Raw genomic sequence first — 24,289 nt, forward strand, 5'->3', positions numbered from 1 at the left:
GAGTGAAGGAAAGGACGGGGGCGCGGAAGAAATCGGCCACGTTCAACACCTCCTTCACTCTGGGCACCTTGCGGGTGCGACTTCGTCGACCTTACCGCACACGAAGGCCCGTTTCGAGGGGCTCGTCAGCGGTGCGCAGCACGCACGTCACCAGTCGTGCATGCTGCCGTCGAGCAGTCGGTTCACCGGCAGGTAGGCGCCGGAGTACGGGTGCGCGGCGGCGACCTCGTCGTCGTAGTCGACGCCGAGCCCTGGGGCATCCGAGGGGTTCAGCATGCCGTTCTCGAACGTGTACGTGGTGCGGAACACCTCGTGCGTGACGGGGGCGTGCTGCATGTACTCCTGGATGCCGAAGTTGGGGATGGAGAGCCCGAGGTGGATGGCCGCAGCCAGTCCGACGGGCGAGACGTCCGTCGGCCCGTGCGCACCGGACTTGATCTGGTAGACGGCCGCGAAGTCGAAGATGCGCCGCAGTCCGGTGATGCCGCCCGCGTGGGTGACAGGGCTGCGCACGTAGTCGATGAGCTGCTCCTCGAAGAGCTCCCGGTAGTCCCAGATGGTGTTGAACACCTCGCCGATCGCGAGCGGCGTCGTGGTGTGCTCGCGTACCCGGCGCAACACGGCCTGGTTCTCGGCCGGGGTGACGTCTTCGAGCCAGAACAGGTCGTACGGTTCCAGGGACTTGCCCAATTTCGCGGCCTGGATGGGCGTGAGACGATGGTGGGCGTCGTGCAGCAGCGGCAGCTCTGGGCCGAACTCGTTGCGCACGGCCTCGAACACGGTGGGGATGTGCCGCAGGTACGCGCGCGTGTCCCACGTCTCCTCGACGGGCAGGGCGCTGCGGCGGGCCGGCTCGTAGTCGTAACGGGCGTCAGAGCCGGCCGCGGTGCCGGCGGCGGCGTTGCTGGAGTGCGCCACGCCGTACACCGATGGCAGGCCCGGGATGCCGGTCTGGATGCGGATGGCGCGGTAGCCCTCATCCATATGCTCGCGAATGGAGTCGAACAGCTCCGGCACGTCGACTCCGGATGCGTGCCCGTAGACGAGCAGGCCGTCGCGGCTGCGTCCGCCGAGCAGCTGGTACAGCGGCATGCCGGCCGCCTTCGCCTTGATGTCCCAGAGCGCTGTGTCCACGGCGGCGATCGCGGCCATGGTCACCGGTCCGCGACGCCAGTACGCGCCGCGGTACAGGTACTGCCAGGTGTCCTCGATGCGGCTCGCGTCGCGGCCGATGAGCAGCGGCACCACGTGTTCGGTCAGGTAGGCGGCGGCGGCGAGTTCGCGGCCGTTGAGCGTGGCGTCGCCGAGTCCGGTGAACCCGTCGTCGGTCGTGATGCGCAGGGTGACGAAGTTGCGGCCTGGGCTCGAGACGAGCACCTCCGCTGACTGGATGTTCATGGTGCGGTATCTCCTGATGGTGGTCTGCTGGTGGTGCGCGGCGGTCGGTGTGCCGCGCGGTCGGTCTGGTGGGCGGCGGTCAGCGAAGGTATACGCGTCTGGCGAGTCCTGGCTGCAGCACATCCAGCGCCTCAGCGAGATCGAGGCCGTGCGCACGGCCCCACGCCTCCACGGTGGCGAGGGATGCCCGGCCCGGCTCGCTGCCGGCGTCCAGTCGACGCGTGATGATCGCGACCTGCCGCTGCCGGAGTTTCTGCAGGCCGCCGTCGTCGATCTGGAGGAGGCGGTGCGCGATGCGCGGGTTCGCGAAACGGGTGCGCAGGGCGGCGAGTGCGGCATCCGTCTCCGTGGCGTCGAACGGAAGCAGCACGCGGGCCTCGGCCCAGAGCTCCTCCAGCAGGCCACGGCATTCCGGGTCGGCGAACGCCTCGGCGACGGTCTCGTGTCCGCGCGGCATCCCCGTCGCTGCGAGCAGAGTGTGCCCGGCGTTGAGCAACCAGAGCTTGCGCTGCTCGTACGGCTCGACGTCGTCGACGAAGCGCACGCCGACGCTGTGCCACGCCGGTCTGCCTGCCGGGAACTCGCCGCAGACGACCCACTCGCTGAACGGCTCGGTGACCACCGGCACGGCGTCGTCGTGGCCGATGAGCTCGCGCGTTGCGGCACGGTCCGCGTCGGTGGTCGCCGGCGTGATGCGGTCGACCATGGTGGAGACGAATGCGACGTGCTCGCCGATCCAGCGCGCGAGCCGACCGTCGTCAACCTCGCGCAGCACCGCGAGGCGCAGTGCTTCGCCGTTGCCGCGCAGGTTGTCGCAGCTCACGAGCGCGATGTCACCGGCGGATGCCCGCGCCCGCGCCCGCAGGCCGCGCACGATCCGCGCCCCCGCGCTCTCCGTCTGCTGCTGAGCCGGTTCGTAACCGCGTTCTGTGATGGTGACAGTGAGCACGGCGACGCTCGGGTCAGCGATGGTGTGCTCCCACTCCGCCCCGGCGCCGTCGTGTGCGCGCGAGATGGCATCCGCGATCTCGGCGCTGTCGCCGTCGGCTGCTCGCGTGACGAGCGTGTAGACGCAGTCCTGTGCGCTCAGCGCCTCTGCTGCGCGGGGTGACCGGCCTGTGAAGGCGGCGATGCCCCAGCCGTCGGCATCCATCCCGAGCGCATTCGCGTGCTGCGTGTACCAGGCCTGGTGCGCGCGGTGGAAGTTGCCGAGCCCGAGGTGTGCCATACGCACCGGATACCGGTGACCGCGAGCCTGAGCGATCGACGGCATGCCGGCGTTCCCCACGCGGCTCAGCGCCCGTTCGCCGCGACGGCGCGCTCGTGCGCCGCCTTCACGAATGCGAGGTTGTCCGCCGTGCGTTGCGCGAGCGGCAGCTCGGTGGAGAAGTCCTCGAGTGTGACCCAGCGGTCGTAGCCGACCGTCGCGAGCGCTGCGAAGTAGTCGTCGACGTCGACCTGGCCGTCGCGCAGCGTCGCCCAGTCGGCGCGCCACACGGCCGAGCCATCGGCCCGACGCTCGCCGGTGGGATGCCATGCCACGTTCTTCACGTGCACATGTGCAAGGTACTCCCCCAGCAGCTCGAATCCCGCGAGGTAGTCCTCGTGCCCCTCGAACACGACGTTGCCACTGTCGTGGATGACGCCGATGTGCTCAGGGTCCAGCCCTTCGAGCATGCGGTATGCGGCCGATGCCGACGACGTGATCGTGCGGTGGTGCATCTCGATCAGTGCCTGCACGCCGTGGTGCGCGGCGCGCGACGCGACCCACTCCAGGTCGGCCCGAGTCGCCGTGAAGAGCTCGCGGTAGGGCCCGGTGCCGAGCTCCGGCATGGTCACCCGCACGCGGTGTGCGCCGAGCACCGAGGTGGCCGCGAGCATCCGCTCCACGTTCTCGTGGTCGAAGGCGCGCGCGTAGCCGCCGATGCCCGAGTACGCCAGCCCCGCGTCGCGTGTGACACGTGCGATCTCGTCGAGGTGCCGCTCGAGACCCGTGAGCGGCCAGGTCGCGCGGTTGCCGGCCCAGAAGCCGGGCTCGGCGGCGGGCTGCTGGTCGGTGACGCGCCACTCGATGCCGTCCCAGCCCTGGGCGGCGAGCGCCGCGGCGGCCTCGGCCGGCGTCCATTGCGGAGTGGACGCGGTGAAGACGGAGAACCTCATCGAACGACCCCCTCGAGGCTCTGCCCACCACCGACGACCGGTTCCACCTCGTCGTACCTGCCTGCGAGCACGTCGTCGATCAGCACGGCTTCGCCGAGCGTCGCCGAGACGTAGAGACCGCGCACCACGGCGAGCGAGAGCAGCGCTGCGTCGACGGTGACTCCAGGCGCCCGGCCGGTGCGGATCGCCTCCACCACGTCGGTGTACTGCCTGAAATGACCGGCCAGAAAGCCGTCGTCTTCGTGTCCGCCCGCGAGGAACTGCGGGGCCACGATGCTCTCCTTCTGATCCTGGGCATCGGGTGCTGCGTCGGTGCCGCTGGCCGTGCTGGCAGCGGCGAAGGCATCCTGATCGGCGGCGTGGAAGTAGGCGAGCTTGTCGTCGTCGATGATCGCCGAGCCGCGGCTGCCGTGCACCTGCAACCGCGCGGACAGGCCCGGGTACGCGGCGGTGGTGCAGTGGATGACGCCGAGTGCGCCGTTCTCGAACCGTATCGTCGCCGCCGCCACATCTTCGACTTCGATGCCCTCGTGCGCGAGAAGAGCGGTCTCAGCGGAGATCGTCACCGGTCGGCCGAGCATCCAGACGAGCAGATCGACCGTGTGGATGCCCTGGTTCGCGACGGCGCCCCCGCCGTCGAGCTCCCACGTGCCGCGCCACTGGCCGGAGTCGTAGTAGCCCTGCGAGCGATACCAGGCGACGCTGCAGACGCCCGAGGTGAGCGCGCCGAAAGCGCCGCCGTGCGCCGCGTCCGCCACCGCGACCGACGCGGGATCGAAGCGGTGCTGGCTGATCACGCTCACCATCAATCCGCGGGCGGTCGCCACCGTCGCGAGTTCGGCGATCCGTCGGGCGCGTGGCATGACCGTGTCGAGTGGTTTCTCGATGACGACGTGCGCACCGACGGAGAGCGCCTCTTCGGCCAGTTGCACGTGGAGCCCCGACGGAGTGCAGATGGCGAAGAGGTCGATCGCGGTCGTCGAGGCGGCCTCTGAAATGCTGCCGAATGTGAGCGGGCGGGATGCCCCCGATGCCTCGACATCGTCTGCGGCGGCCAGCAATGCCGCAGGCACTGCGTCGACGAAGGCGACGAGCTCGAGGTCCGGGTGCGCCGATGCGACGTGCCCGTGGTGGCGCCCGATGGTGCCGGCGCCGACGACGGCGAGACGAAGGGGTGCGGGCTTCTCTGACGCTGAGCTCATCGCAGCGTGACTCCGATCTGTTCGGTAAGGGCTCGGAAGGCGCGGGCGGCGCGGCCGAACGCCGCCGGTCCGCTGAATCCGCCGAGCGAGGTGAAGTCGGTGAGGTGAGGTTCCAGTGAGGCGTAGCCGGAGTATCCGGCGTCGCGCAACGCCGTGACGGTGTCGAGCAGTTCCCCGTCGCCCTCGCCGGCCGGCACCACCTCCGAGGTGGCGCGCACGGCATCCTTCACCTGGAGGTAGTCGACGTACGGGGCGAGGGGGGCCCAGCCGTCGCTGAACGGGCGCACGCCGCATTGCACATAGTTCGCGTTGTCCCAGGCGAGTCGGAGCGCATCGGAGCCGACGGATTCGACGATGTCGAGCACACGCGACGGCACGTCGCCATAGATCTCCTTCTCGTTCTCGTGCAGCAGCACGACGTGTTCGCTCTCTGCGACCTCGGCGAGCGCACGCATCCGCACGAGCACCTCGTCGCGAACCTCCTCCGCCGAGCGCTCCGGTGCCCGATAGAACGAGAAGACCCTGATGTACCGCGTTTCGAGCACATGCGCCGCGTCGATCGCGCGCCGCAGCCGCGCGACCTCGTGATCGACGGGCAGCGCGACATCCACTTTGCCGATCGGTGAGGCGATCGCGGACACGGTTTGACCGCGCTCGCGGAACAGGTCGCGCAAAGCGCCGACCTGTTCGTCACTCATCTCGACGATGTTCGTGCCCCATGCGCTGCGCACCTCGATGGCGCTGGCTCCCAACGACTGCAAGACCGCGACCTGGATGATCGGGTCGGCGTCGATCTCGTCGCCGAAGCCGGAGAGCTCCCACTGGAGTCCTGGTTCTGCGGAGCTTTGCCGGTTCGTCACGTCGTCCGGTTTCCTTTCGTTTCGATCGGTTGGTGTTCTCGTTCGCCCGCACTGCGGTTCACTTGACGCTTCCCGCCGTGAGTCCGCCGACGAGCCAGCGCTGCAGACAGAGATAGAGGACGACCACCGGAGCCGCGCAGATCAGCGAGGCCGCCATCAACTGTCCGTAGAGCGGCAGCGAGCCGCCCGACTGCGAGGCGCTGAACAGATTGAGCGCGATCGAGACCGTCTGCGTGTCGGTGTTGGTCATGACGGAGGCGAAGAGCACGTCGTTCCAGCCCTGCAAGAACGAGAAGATGCCGGCCACGACGATCCCGGGCCAGCTCAGCGGCAGGATGACCTGGGCGATGATGCGCAGGTTGGAAGCGCCGTCCATGCGTGCGGCCTCCTCGAGCTCCGGCGGCAACCCGCGGAGGTACGTCACCATGACCCAGGTCGCGAACGGCAACGCGAACGTGAGGTACGTGATGAAGAGCCCCCAGCGGGTCCCGATGACCTGCACACCGATGTAGGTGCTGAAGGACGAGAAGACGACGAAGAGCGGCAGCAGCAAGAGGGTTCCGGGGATCGATTGCAGGATCAACAGCGAGCGCAGGATGGTGACGCGCCCCAGAAACGTGAATCTGACCAGCACGTAGGCGGTCGCGACGGCGATCACGGTCGCCACGACCGCCGTGGAGCCGGCGACCACGATGCTGTTGAACATGCCGTTCGCGAGGCCGACCGTGGACCAGATCTTCACATAGTTGGCGAGCGTGAACGACGACGGGAAGTATTCGCCGCTGGCCACCCCGAGATCGGAGTTCACCGACCCGAAGACCACGAACATGAGCGGCAGCGCGATCACGATCAGGATCACCGCGATCACGATCGCGCGCACCCACACCGGTACGAGAACAGCGATGTTCGCCGTCGCACGGCCCCGTTTGCCTGTGCGAATGGTCGTCGTGCTCATCTCATGCCTCCTTTCCCACGTCGAGCCGCATCATGCGCAGATACACAATGAGCGGAATGGCGAGCAGCACGAGCGACAGCACCGCGGTCGCCGCACCGAGACCGAAGCGGAAGATCGTGAAGCTCTGGATGTAGGTGAGGAACGGCAGCGTCTGCACGTTGTTCGGCGCCGGTATGCCGAACAGCACGTACGGCAGCGTGAAGTTGTTGATGTGGCTGAGCACCGAAACGACACAGGCGAGCGCCAGCGGACCGCCGATGTTGGGGAACACGATCGACCGCAGCTGCCTGCCCCACGTCACGCCGTCGAGCGCGGCCGCCTCGAAGACCTGGTGCTCGATGGTCTGCAACCCCGCCAGCGTCAGCAGATAGATGAACGGCCACGACGCCCAGATCTCCACGATCACGAGCGTCCAGAACGCGTTCGGCCCGTTGAGCCACAGATTCGAGTGGATGCCGAAGAACGAGAGCAGCCCCGTCCACACGCCGCCGGGCTGCATGATCGTGCGCCAGATGGTCGCGACCACGAACGATGGGATGACGTACGGCACGAGGAAAAGGGACCGCACGACCGCGCGTCCACGGAACGCGTTGTGCGTGACGATCGCCGCGGCGACGCCGATCGGAATGCTCAGCACGGTCGCGATGACGGCGAATCCGATGCTCACCGCCAACGACTGGAAGAACTGGGTCTGCGTCACGACGACGACGTAGTTCTCCAGCGCCACGAACGGCGCACCGAGCCACTGCCGGATCGTGTACTGACTGAGATCCAGCAACGACATCCAGATCGCCATGACGAGCGGGATCAACACGATGACGGTGAGCAGCACGGCCCCGGGGATCAGCATCCACAACGGCCGGCCGCGCTTGGCGACGGTGCGACGCCGCTTTCTCGGCGGCGGCGAGTCGGTCGTCCGCTGCACGGACGACCGACTCGTGATGGTGGCCTGCGACATCACTGGGATTGCAGTGCCTGATTTGCCGTGTTCTGCAGGGTCTTCAACAGGCCCTTGAGCTCACTCGTGCTGACCGAGCCCTTGTTGAGCGACGGAATGGCCTGCGTGACCACATTCAGCATGCCGACCTCCGTCGCTCCCCAGCCCCCGGAGAACGGGGTGGTCACCGACTTCGCTCCGGCCGTGAGGATCGGCTCGAGCGCCGGCTGATTGGTCTCGAGCTTCTTCGACTCTGAGACCGTCACCGGCAGATTGCCGAACTGGCTGTACTGCTTCGCCTGCACCGAGTCACTCGTGAGGTACTTGACCAGCGCGAGGTCCAATGCCTGGTTCTTGGAGTACTTGGCGATCACCAGGTTGTCGCCCGAGATGATGCTCGCCGCGGCGTTGCCGCCCTTCGGCGGAGACGAATACCCGGGCGGCACCGTCGGCATGACCGCGAACTTGTAGTCGTCTTTGACGGGTGAGGCATTGAGCGTGTTCATCGCCGTCGCCGATGTCCACGACATCATGGCGGCTTTGCCTTGAGCGAAGGCCGCCAGCGACTGCACCGATGTCCAGCCCACGGATGCAGGATCGGCGACGTGGTCGTCGGTCAGGAGGCCGAAGTACGCCTCGTAGGCCTTCTGCGTCTTAGCATCGTCGAGCGTCGCCTTGTTGCCGTCGATGAGCGGATTGCCCATCTGCATGTCGTACATCCAGATGTATTTCCACGGATCGAAGCTGTCTTTGTAGTCCAGTGCCATGCCGTAGACACCGTTTGCGGTGAGCTTCTTCGCCTGATCGATCAGGCCGTCCCATGTGGTGGCGGGAGCGGTGAGACCGGCCGCTTTGAACAGCTTGGTGTTGTACACCATGACGAACGGACGCGACTGGTACGGAATGCCGACCTGATCCTTCGAGTCCGGTCCCGAAATGCCCAGCGATGCTGGCACGAACTTGTCCTTGCCGCCGAGCGCCTTCCAGTCAGCAGCAGTCAGTTTCACGAAGTCGCCGGTGGAGTACGCCGTGGGGGTGAACGTGGTGCCGATGTCATAGATGTCGGGGCCCTGCCCGGCAACGGCCGAAGTCTGGATCTTGGTCTGTTCGTCGTTGGCCGACGCGCCCATGTCCCACTCGACTGTCGCACCCGTCTGCTTCTTGAACGCGGCAGCCACTGAGTCGTCGAATGCCTTCTGCTGAGCGGGGTATTGCGTGTTCGCCAGTGTGAACACCGTGATGGTCTTGCCTTTGCCGTCGAGCGATGCGCCGCCCGACCCCGATGAGGTGCCGCCGCCGGAGCTGCATCCGGCCAGGGCAAGGCCGGCGACGACCAGCCCTGCCGTCAAGCCGAGCGCACGTTTTCTGTGCATGGATCAGGTCCTCTCCATTGAGTGCGTGGTGGTAGCGGCACACTAACCACGAACGGCAACGTGAACAATGATTTGCCATTTGTTGCCAAAACTGGATTCCATGGCAACAGAGTCATGACCAGACATGAGAAGAATTCGGCCATCAGCGCACCGCAACACATGGCAACATGTTGTCGACATGGCCACGATCGGGCTATCGTCCTGACACCACGGCGGTGCCAAGCAAGCGTGAAACGAGACCATGACCGACAACAGCCAGCCAGCCAGACGCGTCTCTCTGCGCGACGTCGCCCGTGAGGCGGGGGTGGCGCCATCGACCGTCTCACGGGCATTGTCCCTGCCCGACCGAGTGAACGACGAGACGCGAGCTCGCATCGAGAAGATTGCGGCGACCCTCGGCTATGCGAAGCCGTCTACGGCAACAGATGTCAGCCGCAGCCGGGCAGTCGCAGTGGTCGTCTCCGACGTCACGAACCCGTTCTATTTCGGCATCATCCGCGGCACCCAGCAGCAGTTGAAGGCGGCCGGCTACTCGCAGATCCTGGTTGACACCGAGGAGTCGGACCAGAATGAGGACGACTTGCTCCATCGACTTCGCTCGTCGTACGACGGTGTGATCCTCTCGGCATCCCGCCTGGCCGACCGCGCGCTCGCAGCGCTCGCGGCAGAGATTCCCCTCGTCGCGATCAACCGCCAGACCACCGGCGTCGCCAGCGTCTTCATCGATACCCCCAGCGGCGTGGTCCAGGCTGTCGAACACCTGGTCTCGTTGGGCCATCGATCGATCGCCTACGTTTCCGGTCCAGAGACCTCGTGGTCGAACGAGAGTCGCTGGCGGGCATTCGCAAAGGCCACCAGCGCGCATGCCATCACGCCGACACGGCTCGGGCCCTACTCGCCACGCCAGCTGGCCGGCGCCGCTGCCGCCGACGCTGCCATCAACGCAGGAGTGACCGCCGTGATCGCGTTCAACGATCTCTTGGCGATCGGGATGCTGCAGCGCCTGGCATCCCGAGGAGTGCGTGTGCCAGAGGACTTGAGCGTCGTGGGCTGTGACGACATCTTCGGCGCCGACTTCTGCAATCCCCCGCTGACGACGCTCGCGGCACCGATCGAGCAGACAGGACGGCTCGCCGTCTCCATGCTCCTGGCGCGCCTCGACCCGCAGGCAGCGCCCGGTGCACGCAACACTGCGACTCTGCCCACATATCTCACCGTGCGGGGCTCCACCGGCCCCGCCCCGACCACGAAGGCGTGACAAGATGACGGCCCTCAGCCCGCACCCCGATCGACTGCTCCCCGCCGACCCCGGCACGCGTGAAGTGGCCCGTGGCCTGTACGCAGCCGTCGCGGACGCACCGATCTATTCTCCGCACGGTCACGTCGACGCCGGCATGCTGCTCGAAGACGAACCGTTCGACGACCCCGCCGCGCTGCTCATCACGCCCGACCACTACGTTGTGCGCCTGCTGCACGCGGTCGGAGTCCCCCTCGAACGACTCGGGCTCCGGCATGTGGAGAACTCGGAAGGCGCAGGCGCACCAGGATCCGGCCGTGAGATCTGGCGAGCACTCTGCGAGCACTGGGACGTCTTTCTGGGCACCCCGGTGCGGTACTGGTTCGAGAGCGAGTTCGCCGGCGTGTTCGGCCTGACCGAGGCGCCGTCCGCTGTGACCGCCGATGCCCTGTACGACCAGCTGGTGGACACGCTCTCCCGGCCGGAGTTTCGCCCGCGCGCACTCTTCGATCGGTTCAACATCGCCGTTCTCGCCACCACGGACGATCCCGCGGACGACCTCTCCGCCCACCTCGCACTCCGCGACGACCCGACATTCACCGGCAGGGTCGTACCGACCTTCCGAGCCGACCGGTACATGCATCCACTCGAACCGACGTGGCGGGGCAGACTCGACGCGCTGTCGGCCGCGGCGAACATCGACTGCGGCAACCACGCCGGTCTGCTGGATGCGCTCCGCTCGCGTCGCGCATATTTCAAGGCGGCAGGGGGCACCGCCACCGACACTGGGACGATCGATGCGGGCAGCGAGCCGCTGGCTGACGCAGATGCCGAACGCATTCACAGGGAGGCTCTCGCGGGCACGATCACGCAGGCGGATGCCGACGCCTACCGACGCACCATGCTGTACCGGCTCGCGGAGATGAGTGCGGAAGACGGCCTCGTCATGCAGCTGCACGCCGGCGTCATCCGCAACCACCATCGGCCCACGTTCGACGCGTTCGGCCCGGACACGGGTCACGATCTTCCGGCCGCCGGCGGATACACGGTCCCGCTCACGCCGATCCTGCGCGACTTCGGGGTGAACCCGACATTCCGCATCGTGCTCTTCACCGTCGACGAGACCCTGTTCTCGCGCGAGATCGCCCCCCTCGCCGGGTTCTACCCGAGCGTCTTCGCCGGGGCGCCGTGGTGGTTCCTCGACTCCCCCGCCGGCATCGCCAGATACCGGGCCGCGGTGACCGACTCGGCGGGGTTCGCCAAGACGAGCGGATTCATCGACGACACCCGCGCCTACTGCTCGATCCCCGCGCGACACGACATGTCACGGCGTTTGGATGCCGGATACCTGGCATCACTGGTGACGACACACCAGCTGAGCGAGGATGACGCGCTCACGCTCGCCCACCGCCTCGTCGCCGACATACCCGTGTCGACGTTTCGCTTGTAGTGCCGCCGACTCGGTGGACGACGGCTCACGCGCCGGGGCGTCCGCGCCGCTGCGATGGTCAGCTGATCATCTCGTGGAACCCCGTGAGCACCGAGCTGCCGCCCGTGATGCCGAACACCTCGAGCGAGATGATGCGGGTGACGGGAACCGAGCCGTTCGTCGACGGCGGGTGCTTGATGTCGTACTCGACGGCATCCCCGTTCTGCATGATGCCTTTGAGCGAGGCGCAGTACGTGTCGACTCCGCCGCTGAACGCCATCTGAGTGGCCACGGTGTCTGTGCCGCTGCCGCTGGCGTCTCTGGTGTCGAGCCGGAAGCCGGGAATCGTCACGCTGTCCATCGAGAGCTTGAGCACCGTTGCCGTGCTGCCGTCCGAGAGCCGCACCGTGGCAAGGCCGAGGTAGCGCAGGCCGGAGAACGACAGCGACGAGCCCTGGAGAAGCGCCGGCTTGCCGGTGAACACGGGTGCTGACGACGCCGGGGCGACCAGCGTCGGCCCCGCGGGTGAGCTCGAGGCCGTGGCGCCGGACGTCGATGACGACGACCCGCCCGACGTGCTCGTGCCGGGATCTGTCGCGCCGCCGGAGGGCTGAGCCGTGCTCGTCGGCGCCGTGGACGGCGTGGGGCTCGGACTCGGGCAGTCGCCGATGAAACCGAGGATGCACACGCCAGCCGGCTCGGCGGCCGACGCGCTCTGCGGCATGCCGGCCGTGAGCCCGACGGCCGTCGTGACGGTCAGGGCGATGGCGAGCGCTCCGCCCGCCGCACGCCGGCGCGCACGTCGCTGGGAGCCCGCGATCCCAGTGGATGCCGTGTTCTGGTCGGAACGCTCGCTCTGATCGAGCAGGTCGCTCTGGTCGGAACGCTCGTTCTGATCGGCCGATTCGCTCAGAAGAGACTCCACATCAGCTCGGCGTTGCTGGCCCCGATCCGAACCGGCGATCGTGTCGGACTCCTGCTGGCGCGTCTCGTCGTGCCGCGGCATCCACGACACGATCATCACGCCGCCGACGCACGCGAGGACCATGCCGACGAAGAAGCCGCCCAGGTTCACGCCGATCAGCGAGTAGAGGCCGACGGCCAGACCGATCACGCCGTAGAAGATGCGGTGCTGCGGCATCAGCGTCGCCAGCACGCCCACCAGCACGAGCACGATCGGGATCAGCGTCGCCTGGAAGCCTTCGATGCCGACCTGCATGCGCAGAGATCCGACCGTGAACTGCCCGGAGAAGAGCAGCTCCACGCCGCCGAGCACGGTGAGCACGCCGCCGATGAACGGGCGTGTGCGGTACCACTGCGCGAACGAGCGCGGCGTGCGGCTATCGTCATCCATGGCGTTCTCCGGACTAGAAGCAGGTCTCGCCATTGGTGAGCTGCAGGTGCAGTCCGGTCAGGTTGAAGACGGATGCCTGCGTGCTCCAGGCCGTCTGCTGCAGGTTCTTGATCGAGACCGAGTCGGCATCCTGGGCGAAGTCGCCCGCGGTTCCCTTGGCCGTGGTGCTGACCGTCGAGGCGTCGACACCGATGCGGATGTTGTTGAACGTCGCGTCGCCCTTGAGGTCGGTCATGCCGATCTGCAGATCGGTTGCCGTGGCAGGCGTGCCACCGCCGCCCGCGGTGATCTTGAGGCCCAGCGGCATCCCGGGAACCACGACCGACTGGCACAGGTCGTACAGCTTGGCGCTGGCGATGTTGGCCACCGACACCGGGTGCGTCTTGCCGTCCTTCTCCTTGGCCACCCCCGCGTACTGCGAGAAGCCGGTGCCCTCCAGCTGAGAGGCGCCCACCTGGAAGGTGCCGCCCGACACCGTGAACGCCACGGGCACGGCGCCGTTGGCGACGCCGCCCATCAGCAGGCTCGCAACGACTCCGACCGGAATCGCGGCGAGCGCGACGCGCCCCGCCCGTCGGGTCGTCAGGGAACGCATGTTCATAGATCCTCCTTGATCCACAACGCTGCTGTTCGAGCCGATCCCCGGGCACATCTGCTCCGTGGATGCCTCGGCTCACTATTGACACGGTGTCAGTAGCTATTTACCAGGAGTCAATATAGCGCGAGGTCTCATTATTTTCACCCCCGGTCGGGTGACAGCCTTCGACAGCGTGCCGAACGCCCGACCGTGGCAGCGTCATCCACGCCTTAAGCTCGTCTCCATGCCCGCCGAGCGCCGTACCCGTATGACGCCCGACGAGCGTCGAGCCCAGCTCATCGCGCTCGGCGTCGCCGCACTCGCCGACCGCCCTCTCGATCAGCTGAACGTCGAGGACCTCTCCGCACAGGCCGGGGTGTCACGCGGTCTGCTGTTCTACTACTTCGACTCCAAGCAGGGTTTTCATCGTGAGGTCGTGCGGGCGGCGCGCGACGGCATGCTCAACGCCACGGAGCCCGAGCTCGACCTTCCGCCGCTGGAGCGGCTGCACACCACGCTCGAGAAGATCGTCGGATTCGTGCGGGAGCACCGCAGCACGTTCGTCTCGCTCGTGCACGGCGTGGCAAGCGGTGACAGCGAGGTGCGCGCCGTCGTCGAAGAGGCCGAGCAGATCCAGACGCAGCGGGTGATCGCCGTGTTCGACGAGCTCGGCGTGCCGTCGTCACCGCTGCTGCACGTGGCGCTGCGGGCGTGGGTGGCGTTCGCCGAGCAGGCACTCGTCGACGGCGAACTCGTGGCGGGGGCCGAGGGAGACAAGGCCGCCGCCGAGTTCCTGGCCTTTCTCGAACGCAGCGCATTCGCGGTCGTCGAGTCGGCGGCGGGACCGCTCCCCGACGCCGGCAGCTGAGCGACCCGCACTCTCGGCAGGAGAAAGGCGCACCCTCGGGGACGGAAAGGCGCACCCTCGGGAACCGGGGGTTCCGAGGGTGCGCCTTGTGCGAGTGGTGAGCGGCTACAGGTTGATCATGTGGCCGACGAGGCCGTGGAAGGCATCCTGCATCGACTCGGAGAGGCTCGGGTGCGGGTGCACGTTGCGCGCCAGCTCGAGCGCGCCGAGGTCCCACTTCTGGGCCAGCGTGAGCTCGGGCAGAAGCTCGGAGACGTCCAGTCCGACCATGTGGCCGCCGAGCAGTTCGTGGTGCTTCTTGTCGGCCACCAGCTTGACGAAGCCGCGTGCATCGCCGAGCGCGTGCGCCTTGGCGTTCGCGAGCATCGGGAACGTGGCGACCTCGACGTCGTAGCCGGCGTCGCGCGCCTGCTGCTCCGTGAGGCCGAAGCTCGCCACCTGGGGCTGCATGTAGGTGGCGCGCGGCATGTTGCGGTAGTCGCCCAGCGCCATGGTCTCCGCGCCGCCGATCGTCTCGGCGGCGACGATGCCCTGCGCCTCCGCCACGTGGGCCAGCTGCAGCTTCGCCGTCACGTCGCCGATGGCGTAGATGCCGGGAACGTTCGTGTGCATGAAGTCGTCGATGGCGATGGCGCCACGGTCGGTGAGCTCGACGCCGGTGTTCTCAAGCCCGAAGCCCGTGACATTGGCGGCAAAGCCGACCGAGATGAGCGCCTTGTCCGCCACGACGCTGCCCTGGGCACCGTCGGCACCCGTGTACGTCACGGTCACCTGGTTGCCGTCGTCGACCACGGTCTCGACCTTGGTGGAGACGAGAATCGGCACGCCGAGGGCCTTGAAGTGCTTCGTGATCTCCTTGGAGACATCCACGTCTTCGTTCGGCAGCGCGCGGTCGAGGAACTCGATCACGGTGACCTGCACGCCGTAGTTCGCCAGCACATAGGCGAACTCGAGGCCGATGGCGCCGGCGCCGACGACCACCATCGACTTCGGCAGGTCGCGGCTGAGGATGAGCTCCTTGTAGGTGAGAACGTTGTCGCTGAGCGTGACGCCCGGCAGCAGCCGCACGGTCGAACCGGTCGCGATGATGGCGTTGTCGAACGTGAGCTGCTCGGTGCCGCCGGATGCCAGTGCGACGTCCATCGACTTCGGTCCCGTGAAGAAGCCGTGGCCGTCGAACTCGGTGATCTTGTTCTTGCGCATGAGGAAGTGCACGCCCTTGGCACGGGCATCAGCAACCTGACGGCTGCGATCCCAGCCCACGCCGTAGTCGGCGTGGATGTCACCGGAGATGCCGAACTGCGCACCCTCGCGCGTGACGAGGCTGAGCACCTCGGCGTTGCGGATCAGGGTCTTCGCGGGAACGCACCCGATGTTGAGGCAGACGCCGCCCCAGTACTGCTGTTCGACGACAGCGACCTGCAGGCCGAGCTGTGCGGCACGCACGGCGGCGACGTAACCGCCGGGGCCGGCTCCGAGCACGACGACGTCGAAATGGGGCATGGAAATCCTCCTGAAGCTCTGAACGGGTTCCGCTACGGGATGCTACCTGTTACTCCGCCGCGGCGAGCTGCCCGCAGGCGCCGTCGATCTCCTTGCCGCGGGTGTCGCGCAGCGTGGTCGGGATGCCCGCGGCCTCGAGCCGGCGCACGAACTCGGCCGTGACATCCTTCTCGCTCGCGGTCCAGATGGAACCCGGCGTCGGGTTGAGCGGAATCGGGTTGACGTGCACCCAGCCGTGGCCGCGCTCGTTGAGCTTCTGCGCGAGCAGGTCGGCGCGCCAGGCGTGGTCGTTCATGTCCTTGATGAGCGCGTATTCGATCGAGACGCGGCGGCCGGTCTTCTCGAAGTAGTGGCGGGCGGCATCCAGTGCCTCGTCGACCTTCCATCGCGAGTTCACCGGGATGAGCTCGTCGCGCAGCCCGTCGTCTGGCGCGTGCAGCGAGAGAGCGAACGTGAGCGGGATGTCTTCGTCGGCGAGCTTGCGGATCGCGGGCACGAGTCCGACGGTCGACACCGTGATGGCGCGGGCCGACATGCCGAGACCATCCGGCTGCGGGGCGACGAGCGTGCGAATGGCGTTCATCAGCCGCTTGTAGTTCGCCAGCGGCTCCCCCATGCCCATGAAGACGATGTTGTGCACGCGCTCCGGGGCGCCGTCCGGCCGGTGCCCCAATTCGCCGGCGGCGATCGCGCGGTTGGCGGCGACCACCTGATCGACGATCTCCGCCGCCGACAAGTTGCGCGTGAGGCCCTGCTGACCGGTGGCGCAGAACGGACAGTTCATGCCGCAGCCAGCCTGCGACGAGATGCACAGCGTGATGCGACCCGGGTAGCGCATGAGCACCGACTCGACGAGGGCGCCGTCGAACAGCCGCCAGAGGAACTTGATGGTGCGCCCGTCGTCGGTGCGGAACCGCCGCACCTCGGTGAGCAGCGGCGGCAAGAGGCTCGAGACCAGTTCTTCGCGACCGGATGCCGGCAGATCGGTCATGGCCGCGGCATCCGTCGTGTAGTGCGTGAAGTAGTGCGTCGACAGCTGCTTGGCACGGAATCCGGGCAGACCGAGCTCCTCGACCTTCGCCTTGCGCTCGGCCGGCGTCAGATCGGCCAGGTGCGTCTCCGGCTGCTTGCGCCGCGGGGAGGCGAACTGCAGCGCCGGCCTGCCGTCGGCCGCCAGCTGCTGCGTCCAACCTTCGGTCGCCGGGCGCACCTGCCTGATCGTCGTCTCGCTCACCGGTCAATTGTCTCAGGATGCCGCTGAGCATTCCCCGCACCGGTACGTTCGGTGCTCATGGCAGATCTCAGCGAACGCGTCACCCGCACCCTCGAGCTCGACGTCACGCTCCCCGATCCCAAGGCGGTCGGGCGCGTCGAAGTGCGTCGCATCCGCATGCTCGCAGGCACCCCGTCGGGCGCGCACGTGCACAACGGGCCGGTGTTCGGCACCATTGTCGCGGGCCGCGTGCGGTACGCGGTCGAAGGGGCGGCGGAGCGCATTCTCACGCCGGGCGACGTGTTCTACGAGCCGGAAGGCGTGCGGGTCGACAGCTTCGACGCGCTGGAAGACGACGCCGAGTTCATCGGAGTGTTCCCGTTGCAGCCCCGCCAGGACGCGGGCATGGTCTTCGTCTGAACGAGCTCGTCGGCTCGAGTCCGAGCTCCGTGTAGGTTCCACGCCGAGATGGCGCGAGAGCCTGGGAGTCTCAGGCAGGTGGCATGGTTTCCACGGCCGTTTATCCATGGAAGGTGACGAAGTCCTACAGCCGACTCAACTGCCAGGCTTCATAAGGGGATCCTTCACTGCACGATGGGTATCGGGTTCAGAAGCTGATCGAATGCCGGTTCAAGCCGCGTGGCTCTCGCATCGTCAACGAATCCGATCTCCTCAAGGAATAGCCGCGTGAGACCGCGTCGGCTGTTGTCGAGGTCCATTGGAATCACGCGCGCCGCACGGCTGGACTCCAGCTTCGATCGCTCCCCGTCGGGCAACTGATCGACTCCGCGACCGTGCCAGTAGGGCAGATCGTTCCGGACACACATCAGGGTCACGACGGTATCGCGCAGCTCATCGAGCATTATCGCGGCCTGCCACAACTTGCGCCGCGCCACCGCAGACCTCGCGTGTAGCGCATACAGCCAGCCCATCCCGATGGTTCGATCCAGATCAGGCGGCGCGGGCTCCGTTGCTGTCCCAGGCGTGCCGAAGAGCAACCGGAACGGAGCCTCCGTCGCGCGAAACTGGGCGAACGGCCAGAACGACAGATCGATCTGAAGCGAGGACTCAAGGAGGAAGACGCGATAGCGGATGCCTCCAGCCAACAAGTCAAACGTGTCGGCGACCGGACTGACAGCCCCGAGGTAGCTGGTCCATTCGCCCACAACCGTGGGTTCGTCCGCGTCGGGAGCCAGCTGCAACACCAAGTCGATGTCGGACCAGTTGTCCTCCGCGTCCCGCGCGGCTGAACCCACTAAGGCTGCACCAGCGATCGCCGCGTCATCCCTGGCTCGCTCGACCAGAGCAGTTCGGACGGCTTCTCGTTCACGTGGATCAAACACGCCTCAAGTCAAACCCATGCTTGCGTTGGAGTCGACGCCCGATGGCGGATCCGCTTGCGGGCATCGCCGGAGACTACTCGGCCAGCCCGAGCTTCTCCGAGATCACGCTCGCGTGCGCGGATGCTTGGTCCTGCACCGCTGCATCTGGGTCCCAGTCCAGGCCGAAGAGGCTTCGCGTCGCGTCGAATGGCTCCGGCGGAATCTTGATGGACCAAACTGGGATTACCTGGCCCGCTTCGATCCGATCCTTATATTTGCTTGCCTCGAAGAGAGTCCACCGCTTTCTGCCATACATCTCCCCAAGGACTGCAACGACGTAGCGCGAGCCGGACTCGTATATCGGCCCGAGGTACGTTTCGACGTCCTGGCCGAGGAAGCGCGCCTGCTCGGCGCTGTCGTAGAAGACCGCGTGCCCCAAGTCCTCCAGGGCATCACGAAGGGCCGACGCATAAGCTCGGTCCTCGCCCGCGAACGAGAGAGCGATGTCGTAGCTCTCTTCGTAGTCCACTCGCTTGAAACCGACCTCTCGCACGAAGTCTGGCCACGAGACGGCGCGCAAGTAGAAGGTGAGCATGGGATCCTCGACGGAGAGAACGCTCGTCTTCTCATCGAAGTGCAGGAGCTTGCTGATCGCGGGCTGAGCCACGAGAGACGCGAGGTAACCCCGGTCGAGCACGAGGAAAACGCTCGCCTTTTCGGTCGGATGGCGCCTAATCTCGTCCCGGATCGAGATGCTCCAGGAGTCGGCCTCGCTGAGCCACCGCAGAATGTGGAGGTAGGGAGCGCGTCCTCCTGGCCTGAATCTCGTTCCGCGCGCGAAGCTTCGTACGGAATCTCCGAATCGATCCCGTTGCCGCTCCACCACCTTCCGCTGGATCGCGGCGTACGTGGTGGCGACTTCCACGCTCTCTTCAGGACGCTCTGTGAGGTCCGCCTGGAGACAGGCGTCCATGCAGAGGAGCTGGGCGATATAGAAGCTGCCGCGAGCATTCTGGACGATCAACGCGCGGGCTGCGAGCGATACATTGAAGGCCCTCTCCCCGGCGGTTACGAGCTCGTCGATCTTCAAGTCGGGCTCCGCCTCGAACCGGAGGACTTCGAGTCGATTTGTGAGGTCTGGCGACGAATCGATGAGGCTCTTACCCGCCTCATTGATCCCGATGATCACGAGCTTCCGACTCTCGTCCTCGGCATCGGCGGTGACCTTGAGTAGGTCGGCGATCCTTCGCTTCACGGACTCTTCGAGCCGGTGAAAGTCATCAATCACGACCGTGCCGAAAGCACCGAGTTCAGGCAGTGCGTCCAGATACTCCACGTCGACGGGCTCTCGCGCGGTGAGACGCGTGACTTCCTTGTCGAGACCCTCCTCTTCAAGGGCCCTGGTGATTGCGGTGGACTTGCCGATGCCCGACGGACCCTCCACGATGACACCCCTGCCTGGGGTTCGGAGCGCGACCCTCAGTCGCGAGTACTCCGACGGACGAACGAAAGTGTGGGTCGGTATTCCGGACGTCTTGAAGACCTCTTCGACTCGCAACAGCGCCATGGCCCAACCCTAGAGGCACGAGGGCACACGCACTGTCGCAGTACGAGGGGTTGCTTTCAATCGAACGCCCGGGACTCAACGCGCGTCAGGTTGCGGCGATGGCCGTTCGGACAAAACCATTCGTCGAAGTCTGTACGGTCCCGGCCAGGCGCCTGTTTCGGGCGACGCTGCTCCGGTTTGACGCTGAGCGTCATCGGCTGGCCACATTCGGTGCACTGTGCGGTGAACATGGCTCAATCTTGGCTCTGCACTCCGACATCCGACGGAACCCGTCGGTAACGCCGTGCTGCCGCGTCAGATTCACCGCCAGGTGGCTGCCGATCGCCTACGGCGTCCGCTGACAAACGACACCGGCGCCACGCTGCCCCGCAGGGGACCCCCAAGTGATGCAATTGACCGACGAAGCGCTGCGTCGCCCACCGGGACCAATTCCGGCACGGTCGTGGACCCGCTAGCGTATGCCGCAAATAGGCACCTGCTCGAGCTTGGCCTATGGTCAGCGTCATGACTGAACCGCCGTCGACGGCAACGAGGGAAGCGGACATTGAGTTGCGTTTTCTGGATGCCATGACGGAGGTCGCCCGAACGGTGCTGGGACCCACCACGCAGAGCACATACCTGACTGCCAACGAAGAGGCAGGACAGTTCGTGATCGAATACGTCGATGCCCACCACGGCAGGGACGCCTACTCACTGTGGATGGAAGTGAGTGATCTGTTCGATCACTTCAGGGGCCCGCAGTCCGATCAGCTTTGCGACGAGGAGGGTCGTAAGGCCGCCCGCAAGTGGCTATCGCTCGACCTAACATCCGAACGCGAAATTGACGCGTACTTCCAGCAGTGGTGGCCCGCCGAATTCGCTCGCGCCTGGGACCAAGGCCTGGCGGTCGCGAACGACAAGTAGTTACGTTGCGGTGACCGATCGGTCTGCGGGCGGATTGCTAACCCTGGGCCGTCAGGGTGCCGACGGCTTCGATGGTGCGTTTGGCGCCGAGCGGGTCTTCGAGCATCGGATACGCTCGGGCTGTGTACGGCATCCCAGATGGCGAGACGTTCGCGTTTCTGCAGGGGCGATCACTCGACCAGTTGAGCTTTGGCCGCTGGCAGCTGATCCTGCGCTTCGATGAGGGTGTGTACGTTTCGGTCGAGAGTGACCTCGGTGTGCAGCTGTCAGGGGGTGAAGAGACCGTGGTTGCAGACGCTCGCGAGGTCGCGGCGACTCTTGTGATGGCGCTAGGGACTCGAGTTACCAATGTCAAGGTCAACGACTCGCAAAGCTTCTCAATGACCTTCGAGGACGGCCTATCGGTCCGTGTAATCGACGCCACCGAACACTACGAGTCATTCCAGGCCAGCGACCGCGACCGAGAAGTCGTCGTCTAGTTCGCGAAACGCTGTTACCCGCATAAGAGAGGCACACAACGGGACCCGTAATAGACGCCGCACTGCCGAATGCGGGGCCTATTCTCAAAGGTTCGCCTAGGTGGAGAGGGCTCTCGTGCGGTACGTCAACGCATCCCCGGTGTCGCTGAGCGCGGAGTGGGCTGTGCGCCGGTTCACTACGGATCCGCCTCGATACGTTTGGCATGCCGAGTGGCGAGTTCGCATGACTGTACACAGAGGATGACGCGGATCATCTGCTCATTGTGCCGCGTCTTCGGCGCCCGCAAACCGGTCCACCAGCGGACGAACTCCCCGGCGCCTCGACTGCGAGAATCCGCGGCCGAGCGATGTGCGTAAGACTCGTACGGTGAAATGCCCGGTGATGGGGCGTCAACTGCAACATCATTCCTGAGCAATGGTCTAGTTTGCTGTCACTGCGCTGGACACGAATGCCGGCCCCAAGCCGCCTCTTATGACGACCCAGCCACGCGCCGAGCCTGACCTGTCTCAGCTACATGGCGAATTCGCCAGACGCTCGCCAACCCCGTGAGAATTCGCCATCTCGGCTGAGAACCTACACTCCGAACGTCGACTCGGGCCGCGCTGCGATTACTCGCCGTCGCCGGCGAGCGCGGCGCGGATGTCCGCAACCGTCTGTTCGACCGTCACCTCGCCGTGGAAGACGGCGCCGAACTCGTCGTCGGTCAGCGGCTCGAGCGCGGCGAGCTGGGAGTCCAGCAGTCCGGCGGGCATGTACTCGTGCGCACGCGTGTGCACGCGCTCTTCCAGCGCGGCGCGCTCCGGGTCGAGGTGCGCGAAGAACACGCCTGGTGCATATTCACGCAGCAGATCGCGATAGCGCCGCTTCAGGGCGCTGCACGCCACGATGACTCCGTCACCGACGGCCAGCCGCTCGCCGATCGTGCGCAGCCACGGCTCGCGATCCTGATCGGCGAGCGGGATGCCCGCACGCATCTTCTCCTTGTTGGCCGCCGAATGCAGGTCGTCGCCGTCGATGAACACGCGGCCCGATGCGTCGGCGAGCGCGTTGCCCACGACCGTCTTGCCCGCACCGGAGACCCCCATCAGCACGATGGGGGGCAACTGCACGGGAGGCACGACGGTCATAAAGACATTCTGGTCGATGGGCGACGCATCCCGTTCGCCATGGCCCGCTCCACACGCCGGTCGAGCTCGGCTCCGGTGACAGGACACGTCAGGGGGTCGCGCGCCGGGCACTGACTCAGGTGGTCGAGCATGTCGGCCGCGGAGAGCATCCGCTCGGCGTTCTCACGCAGCGCGTCAGCACCACCCCGCAAGCGCGCCGCGCGCTGCCCGGCCGTTCTCGCGTCGATGACCTGCTGCGTGCGGTCCAGGGGGAGCATGGCGTCGTCATGGAGGAGCTGCACGTACGCGAGCACGGCGAGGGAACGCTCGTCGTAATAGCGCACCCCGCCTCGTCGTTCCGTCGCAGGAAGCACGCCGAGCTCGTCGTAGTAGCGCAGTGCCGAAACGGCCATTCCGAACGCATCGGCCACCTCGCGGATCGAGTGCAGCTTCGACCCCTGCTCCATCGCCTGCACTCCCATCGCTCGACTTGCGCTCAAGCCGACTTGAGCTGAAAGCCTACCGGACATGCAAGAGAATGTGTCCTCATCCCCGTTGCGGCGGCGCACGGTCGTGCTCGTGGTGGGCTTCGTGCTGCTCTCGCTGAGCGTGCGCGCCCCCTTCGGCCAGATCGGGGCCCTGCAACCACGCGTGCAGTTCCCGAGCGCCGTGGTGGGCGTCGCCGGCCTCCTTCCGCCGCTGATGATGGGGCTGCTCGCGCCGGTCGCACCGGTGCTCCGACGACGCATGGGCGACGAGCGGGCGCTCATCGTCGCCTGTGGTGTCGGCGTGCTCGGCGCAGGCATCCGGATGCTCGGTCTCCCCGGCCTGCTCGCAGGAACGGCCGTCATGGGCGCCGCGATCGGTGTGGCGAACGTGCTCATCCCGGTGCTGGTCCGTCGACGATTCTCGACCAGCACCGGACTGGCCATGGGCGGCTACGCCCTCGCGATGGGGGCCGGCTCCGCAGCCGTGACGGCCGCCACTCTCCCCGTGCTCGACGCGACCGGGTCGTGGCCGCTCGCGATCGCCGTGGCCGTCATGCCCGCTCTGCTCGCCCTGGCCGGCATGGTGCCGCAGTGGTGGCACGACGAGCCTCGTGCCGAAGCCGTTGCCGACACCGTGGCGGGACATCCGATGCGAAGCCGGCTCGGCTGGAGCCTGCTGCTCTTCTTCGGCATACAGTCACTGCTGTTCTACACGACGCTCGCGTGGCTGCCGAGCATGCTCGTGGCCGGAGGCCTCTCCCCCGCCGCGGCCGGCATCCTGCTCGATGCGCTCATCGTGTGCGTCGCCCCCGGTGGAGCGGCGGGGGCCGCGGCAGCGGGGCGGATGCGTCAGCATCACACGCTCATCGTCGTGACAGCACTTGCGTGCGCGACCGGACTCCTCGGTGTCCTCGTGCTGCCGTCCGATGCTCGGGTGGGGGCTGTGGTCGTGCTCGGCATCGGACTGGGTGCCGGGCAGGCCGTACCGGGGGTGCTCTACGGCAAACGCGGGACGGACGCCGCACACACGGCTTCGCTCTCCGCCTTCGCACAGACGGAGGGCTTCGTGCTCGCCGCCTTCGGACCATTGCTCGCCTCGGCGCTGCACACGAGAGCCGGCTCCTGGATGCCGGTCATCGTCTGCCTCATCGGCATCTCCATGCTCGGTGCACCGCTCGCCTGGAGAGCCGGATCGATCGGCGCGCAGGGAGCGAGGAACAGTGACTCTGCCACTGAAGGCGAGTCTTCGAACAGCGGGCACCGACTCGTCGGCAGCCAGCCCGAATGACATCGAGCATGCCCGCTCCCGTAGAGTTGGAATCCCGCATCGCGTGGGATACCACTCACCCCGTCTTTC

General features: G+C 66.7%; 24 protein-coding genes. 7 read left to right on the top strand and 17 right to left on the bottom strand.

The genetic code is table 11. From position 1 onward, the window contains the following. Window positions 1-147 precede the first annotated feature (147 nt). From manD to FPZ11_RS06540, 8 genes are all read right to left on the bottom strand, one after another. Window positions 148-1,398, bottom strand: coding sequence for a D-mannonate dehydratase ManD (gene manD / locus FPZ11_RS06505; RefSeq protein WP_146319373.1), 1,251 nt, complete (start codon window positions 1,396-1,398; stop codon window positions 148-150). Window positions 1,399-1,477: 79 nt separating this feature from the next. Continuing rightward, the gene (locus tag FPZ11_RS06510; protein ID WP_246846567.1) at window positions 1,478-2,626 is read right to left on the bottom strand and encodes a mannitol dehydrogenase family protein; all 1,149 of its coding nucleotides are present in this window, start codon (window positions 2,624-2,626) and stop codon (window positions 1,478-1,480) included. A 65-nt stretch (window positions 2,627-2,691) separates the two neighbouring features. Further along, entirely contained in the window at window positions 2,692-3,558 is an 867-nt protein-coding gene (locus FPZ11_RS06515; RefSeq protein ID WP_146319377.1) for a sugar phosphate isomerase/epimerase family protein, read from the bottom strand. Beyond that, entirely contained in the window at window positions 3,555-4,760 is a 1,206-nt protein-coding gene (locus tag FPZ11_RS06520; RefSeq protein ID WP_146319379.1) for a Gfo/Idh/MocA family oxidoreductase, read from the bottom strand. Before FPZ11_RS06520 ends, FPZ11_RS06515 begins: the two co-directional genes overlap by 4 nt. Beyond that, window positions 4,757-5,620, bottom strand: a complete 864-nt coding sequence (locus tag FPZ11_RS06525; RefSeq protein WP_146319381.1) for a sugar phosphate isomerase/epimerase family protein — start codon at window positions 5,618-5,620, stop codon at window positions 4,757-4,759. Before FPZ11_RS06525 ends, FPZ11_RS06520 begins: the two co-directional genes overlap by 4 nt. Before the next feature lie 58 nt (window positions 5,621-5,678). Then, window positions 5,679-6,575, bottom strand: a complete 897-nt coding sequence (locus tag FPZ11_RS06530) for a carbohydrate ABC transporter permease (protein ID WP_146319383.1) — start codon at window positions 6,573-6,575, stop codon at window positions 5,679-5,681. Window position 6,576: 1 nt separating this feature from the next. Then, window positions 6,577-7,533 carry a carbohydrate ABC transporter permease gene (locus tag FPZ11_RS06535; protein ID WP_146319385.1) on the bottom strand — a complete coding sequence of 319 codons (957 nt, stop codon included), beginning with the start codon at window positions 7,531-7,533 and terminating at the stop codon, window positions 6,577-6,579. Beyond that, window positions 7,533-8,885 carry an ABC transporter substrate-binding protein gene (locus FPZ11_RS06540; protein WP_146319387.1) on the bottom strand — a complete coding sequence of 451 codons (1,353 nt, stop codon included), beginning with the start codon at window positions 8,883-8,885 and terminating at the stop codon, window positions 7,533-7,535. Before FPZ11_RS06540 ends, FPZ11_RS06535 begins: the two co-directional genes overlap by 1 nt. 241 nt (window positions 8,886-9,126) lie before the next feature. On the opposite strand from FPZ11_RS06540, the gene FPZ11_RS06545 reads away from it, so the two are divergent. Further along, window positions 9,127-10,143 (top strand): LacI family DNA-binding transcriptional regulator, encoded by a 1,017-nt coding sequence (locus FPZ11_RS06545; protein WP_146319390.1) that lies wholly within the window; start codon window positions 9,127-9,129, stop codon window positions 10,141-10,143. A 4-nt stretch (window positions 10,144-10,147) separates the two neighbouring features. Further along, window positions 10,148-11,572, top strand: a complete 1,425-nt coding sequence (gene uxaC / locus FPZ11_RS06550; protein ID WP_146319392.1) for a glucuronate isomerase — start codon at window positions 10,148-10,150, stop codon at window positions 11,570-11,572. A gap of 58 nt (window positions 11,573-11,630) precedes the next feature. Here the strand turns inward: uxaC and FPZ11_RS06555 are convergent, their stop codons facing one another. Together FPZ11_RS06555 and FPZ11_RS06560 are read right to left on the bottom strand one after the other, a co-directional pair. Continuing rightward, window positions 11,631-12,905, bottom strand: coding sequence for a DUF6114 domain-containing protein (locus tag FPZ11_RS06555; RefSeq protein ID WP_146319394.1), 1,275 nt, complete (start codon window positions 12,903-12,905; stop codon window positions 11,631-11,633). Window positions 12,906-12,918: 13 nt separating this feature from the next. Next, on the bottom strand, window positions 12,919-13,506 hold the full coding sequence (locus FPZ11_RS06560; protein WP_146319396.1) for a DUF6230 family protein: 588 nt from the start codon (window positions 13,504-13,506) through the stop codon (window positions 12,919-12,921). Window positions 13,507-13,726: 220 nt separating this feature from the next. Between FPZ11_RS06560 and FPZ11_RS06565 the strand changes: the two genes are divergently transcribed. Further along, window positions 13,727-14,350 carry a TetR/AcrR family transcriptional regulator gene (locus tag FPZ11_RS06565; protein ID WP_146319398.1) on the top strand — a complete coding sequence of 208 codons (624 nt, stop codon included), beginning with the start codon at window positions 13,727-13,729 and terminating at the stop codon, window positions 14,348-14,350. Window positions 14,351-14,455: 105 nt separating this feature from the next. On the opposite strand, the gene lpdA is transcribed toward FPZ11_RS06565, so the two are convergent. After that, the gene (lpdA, locus tag FPZ11_RS06570; protein ID WP_146319400.1) at window positions 14,456-15,853 is read right to left on the bottom strand and encodes a dihydrolipoyl dehydrogenase; all 1,398 of its coding nucleotides are present in this window, start codon (window positions 15,851-15,853) and stop codon (window positions 14,456-14,458) included. Between the two features lie 49 nt (window positions 15,854-15,902). After that, the gene (gene rlmN, locus FPZ11_RS06575; protein WP_146319402.1) at window positions 15,903-17,087 is read right to left on the bottom strand and encodes a dual-specificity RNA methyltransferase RlmN; all 1,185 of its coding nucleotides are present in this window, start codon (window positions 17,085-17,087) and stop codon (window positions 15,903-15,905) included. A gap of 57 nt (window positions 17,088-17,144) precedes the next feature. Between rlmN and FPZ11_RS06580 the strand changes: the two genes are divergently transcribed. Further along, window positions 17,145-17,486: a cupin domain-containing protein gene (locus FPZ11_RS06580; protein WP_146319404.1), complete on the top strand. Its 342-nt coding sequence runs from the start codon at window positions 17,145-17,147 to the stop codon at window positions 17,484-17,486. A 164-nt stretch (window positions 17,487-17,650) separates the two neighbouring features. Here FPZ11_RS06580 and FPZ11_RS06585 read toward each other — a convergent pair whose 3' ends face one another. The 3 genes from FPZ11_RS06585 to FPZ11_RS19200 form a co-directional block, all read right to left on the bottom strand. Beyond that, a complete protein-coding gene (locus FPZ11_RS06585; protein ID WP_146319406.1) occupies window positions 17,651-18,409 on the bottom strand; it encodes a nucleotidyltransferase family protein in 759 nt (252 codons plus the stop codon). A gap of 73 nt (window positions 18,410-18,482) precedes the next feature. Continuing rightward, entirely contained in the window at window positions 18,483-19,955 is a 1,473-nt protein-coding gene (locus tag FPZ11_RS06590) for a TIR domain-containing protein (RefSeq protein ID WP_146319408.1), read from the bottom strand. Window positions 19,956-20,011: 56 nt separating this feature from the next. Further along, on the bottom strand, window positions 20,012-20,185 hold the full coding sequence (locus FPZ11_RS19200; RefSeq protein WP_168203754.1) for a hypothetical protein: 174 nt from the start codon (window positions 20,183-20,185) through the stop codon (window positions 20,012-20,014). Between the two features lie 274 nt (window positions 20,186-20,459). Here FPZ11_RS19200 and FPZ11_RS06595 point away from each other — a divergent pair, with 274 nt between their 5' ends. Beyond that, the gene (locus FPZ11_RS06595; protein WP_146319410.1) at window positions 20,460-20,858 is read left to right on the top strand and encodes a hypothetical protein; all 399 of its coding nucleotides are present in this window, start codon (window positions 20,460-20,462) and stop codon (window positions 20,856-20,858) included. Between the two features lie 122 nt (window positions 20,859-20,980). Then, complete coding sequence (locus FPZ11_RS06600; protein ID WP_146319412.1) at window positions 20,981-21,337, top strand: DUF6188 family protein; 357 nt, start codon at window positions 20,981-20,983, stop codon at window positions 21,335-21,337. A 609-nt stretch (window positions 21,338-21,946) separates the two neighbouring features. On the opposite strand, the gene FPZ11_RS06605 is transcribed toward FPZ11_RS06600, so the two are convergent. Both FPZ11_RS06605 and FPZ11_RS06610 read right to left on the bottom strand, forming a co-directional pair. Further along, window positions 21,947-22,465, bottom strand: coding sequence for a gluconokinase (locus tag FPZ11_RS06605; protein ID WP_146319414.1), 519 nt, complete (start codon window positions 22,463-22,465; stop codon window positions 21,947-21,949). After that, window positions 22,462-22,911: a MerR family transcriptional regulator gene (locus FPZ11_RS06610; RefSeq protein ID WP_168203755.1), complete on the bottom strand. Its 450-nt coding sequence runs from the start codon at window positions 22,909-22,911 to the stop codon at window positions 22,462-22,464. Before FPZ11_RS06610 ends, FPZ11_RS06605 begins: the two co-directional genes overlap by 4 nt. A gap of 61 nt (window positions 22,912-22,972) precedes the next feature. Here FPZ11_RS06610 and FPZ11_RS06615 point away from each other — a divergent pair, with 61 nt between their 5' ends. Continuing rightward, complete coding sequence (locus tag FPZ11_RS06615) at window positions 22,973-24,220, top strand: MFS transporter (RefSeq protein ID WP_146319418.1); 1,248 nt, start codon at window positions 22,973-22,975, stop codon at window positions 24,218-24,220. The last annotated feature ends 69 nt before the right edge of the window (window positions 24,221-24,289 follow it).

The sequence above is a fragment of the Humibacter ginsenosidimutans genome, from assembly GCF_007859675.1.
Classification (GTDB): Bacteria; Actinomycetota; Actinomycetes; order Actinomycetales; family Microbacteriaceae; genus Humibacter; species Humibacter ginsenosidimutans.

Bases quoted from the DNA above. Each gene is read 5' to 3' on its own strand.
- manD (WP_146319373.1), bottom strand. From the start codon at position 1,398: ATGAACATCCAGTCAGCGGAGGTGCTCGTCTCGAGCCCAGGCCGCAAC.
- FPZ11_RS06510 (WP_246846567.1), bottom strand. From the start codon at position 2,626: ATGGCACACCTCGGGCTCGGCAACTTCCACCGCGCGCACCAGGCCTGG.
- FPZ11_RS06515 (WP_146319377.1), bottom strand. From the start codon at position 3,558: ATGAGGTTCTCCGTCTTCACCGCGTCCACTCCGCAATGGACGCCGGCC.
- FPZ11_RS06520 (WP_146319379.1), bottom strand. From the start codon at position 4,760: ATGAGCTCAGCGTCAGAGAAGCCCGCACCCCTTCGTCTCGCCGTCGTC.
- FPZ11_RS06530 (WP_146319383.1), bottom strand. From the start codon at position 6,575: ATGAGCACGACGACCATTCGCACAGGCAAACGGGGCCGTGCGACGGCG.
- FPZ11_RS06535 (WP_146319385.1), bottom strand. From the start codon at position 7,533: ATGTCGCAGGCCACCATCACGAGTCGGTCGTCCGTGCAGCGGACGACC.
- FPZ11_RS06540 (WP_146319387.1), bottom strand. From the start codon at position 8,885: ATGCACAGAAAACGTGCGCTCGGCTTGACGGCAGGGCTGGTCGTCGCC.
- FPZ11_RS06545 (WP_146319390.1), top strand. From the start codon at position 9,127: ATGACCGACAACAGCCAGCCAGCCAGACGCGTCTCTCTGCGCGACGTC.
- uxaC (WP_146319392.1), top strand. From the start codon at position 10,148: ATGACGGCCCTCAGCCCGCACCCCGATCGACTGCTCCCCGCCGACCCC.
- FPZ11_RS06555 (WP_146319394.1), bottom strand. From the start codon at position 12,905: ATGGATGACGATAGCCGCACGCCGCGCTCGTTCGCGCAGTGGTACCGC.
- FPZ11_RS06560 (WP_146319396.1), bottom strand. From the start codon at position 13,506: ATGAACATGCGTTCCCTGACGACCCGACGGGCGGGGCGCGTCGCGCTC.
- FPZ11_RS06565 (WP_146319398.1), top strand. From the start codon at position 13,727: ATGCCCGCCGAGCGCCGTACCCGTATGACGCCCGACGAGCGTCGAGCC.
- lpdA (WP_146319400.1), bottom strand. From the start codon at position 15,853: ATGCCCCATTTCGACGTCGTCGTGCTCGGAGCCGGCCCCGGCGGTTAC.
- FPZ11_RS06580 (WP_146319404.1), top strand. From the start codon at position 17,145: ATGGCAGATCTCAGCGAACGCGTCACCCGCACCCTCGAGCTCGACGTC.
- FPZ11_RS06590 (WP_146319408.1), bottom strand. From the start codon at position 19,955: ATGGCGCTGTTGCGAGTCGAAGAGGTCTTCAAGACGTCCGGAATACCG.
- FPZ11_RS19200 (WP_168203754.1), bottom strand. From the start codon at position 20,185: ATGTTCACCGCACAGTGCACCGAATGTGGCCAGCCGATGACGCTCAGC.
- FPZ11_RS06595 (WP_146319410.1), top strand. From the start codon at position 20,460: ATGACTGAACCGCCGTCGACGGCAACGAGGGAAGCGGACATTGAGTTG.
- FPZ11_RS06605 (WP_146319414.1), bottom strand. From the start codon at position 22,465: ATGACCGTCGTGCCTCCCGTGCAGTTGCCCCCCATCGTGCTGATGGGG.
- FPZ11_RS06610 (WP_168203755.1), bottom strand. From the start codon at position 22,911: ATGGAGCAGGGGTCGAAGCTGCACTCGATCCGCGAGGTGGCCGATGCG.
- FPZ11_RS06615 (WP_146319418.1), top strand. From the start codon at position 22,973: ATGCAAGAGAATGTGTCCTCATCCCCGTTGCGGCGGCGCACGGTCGTG.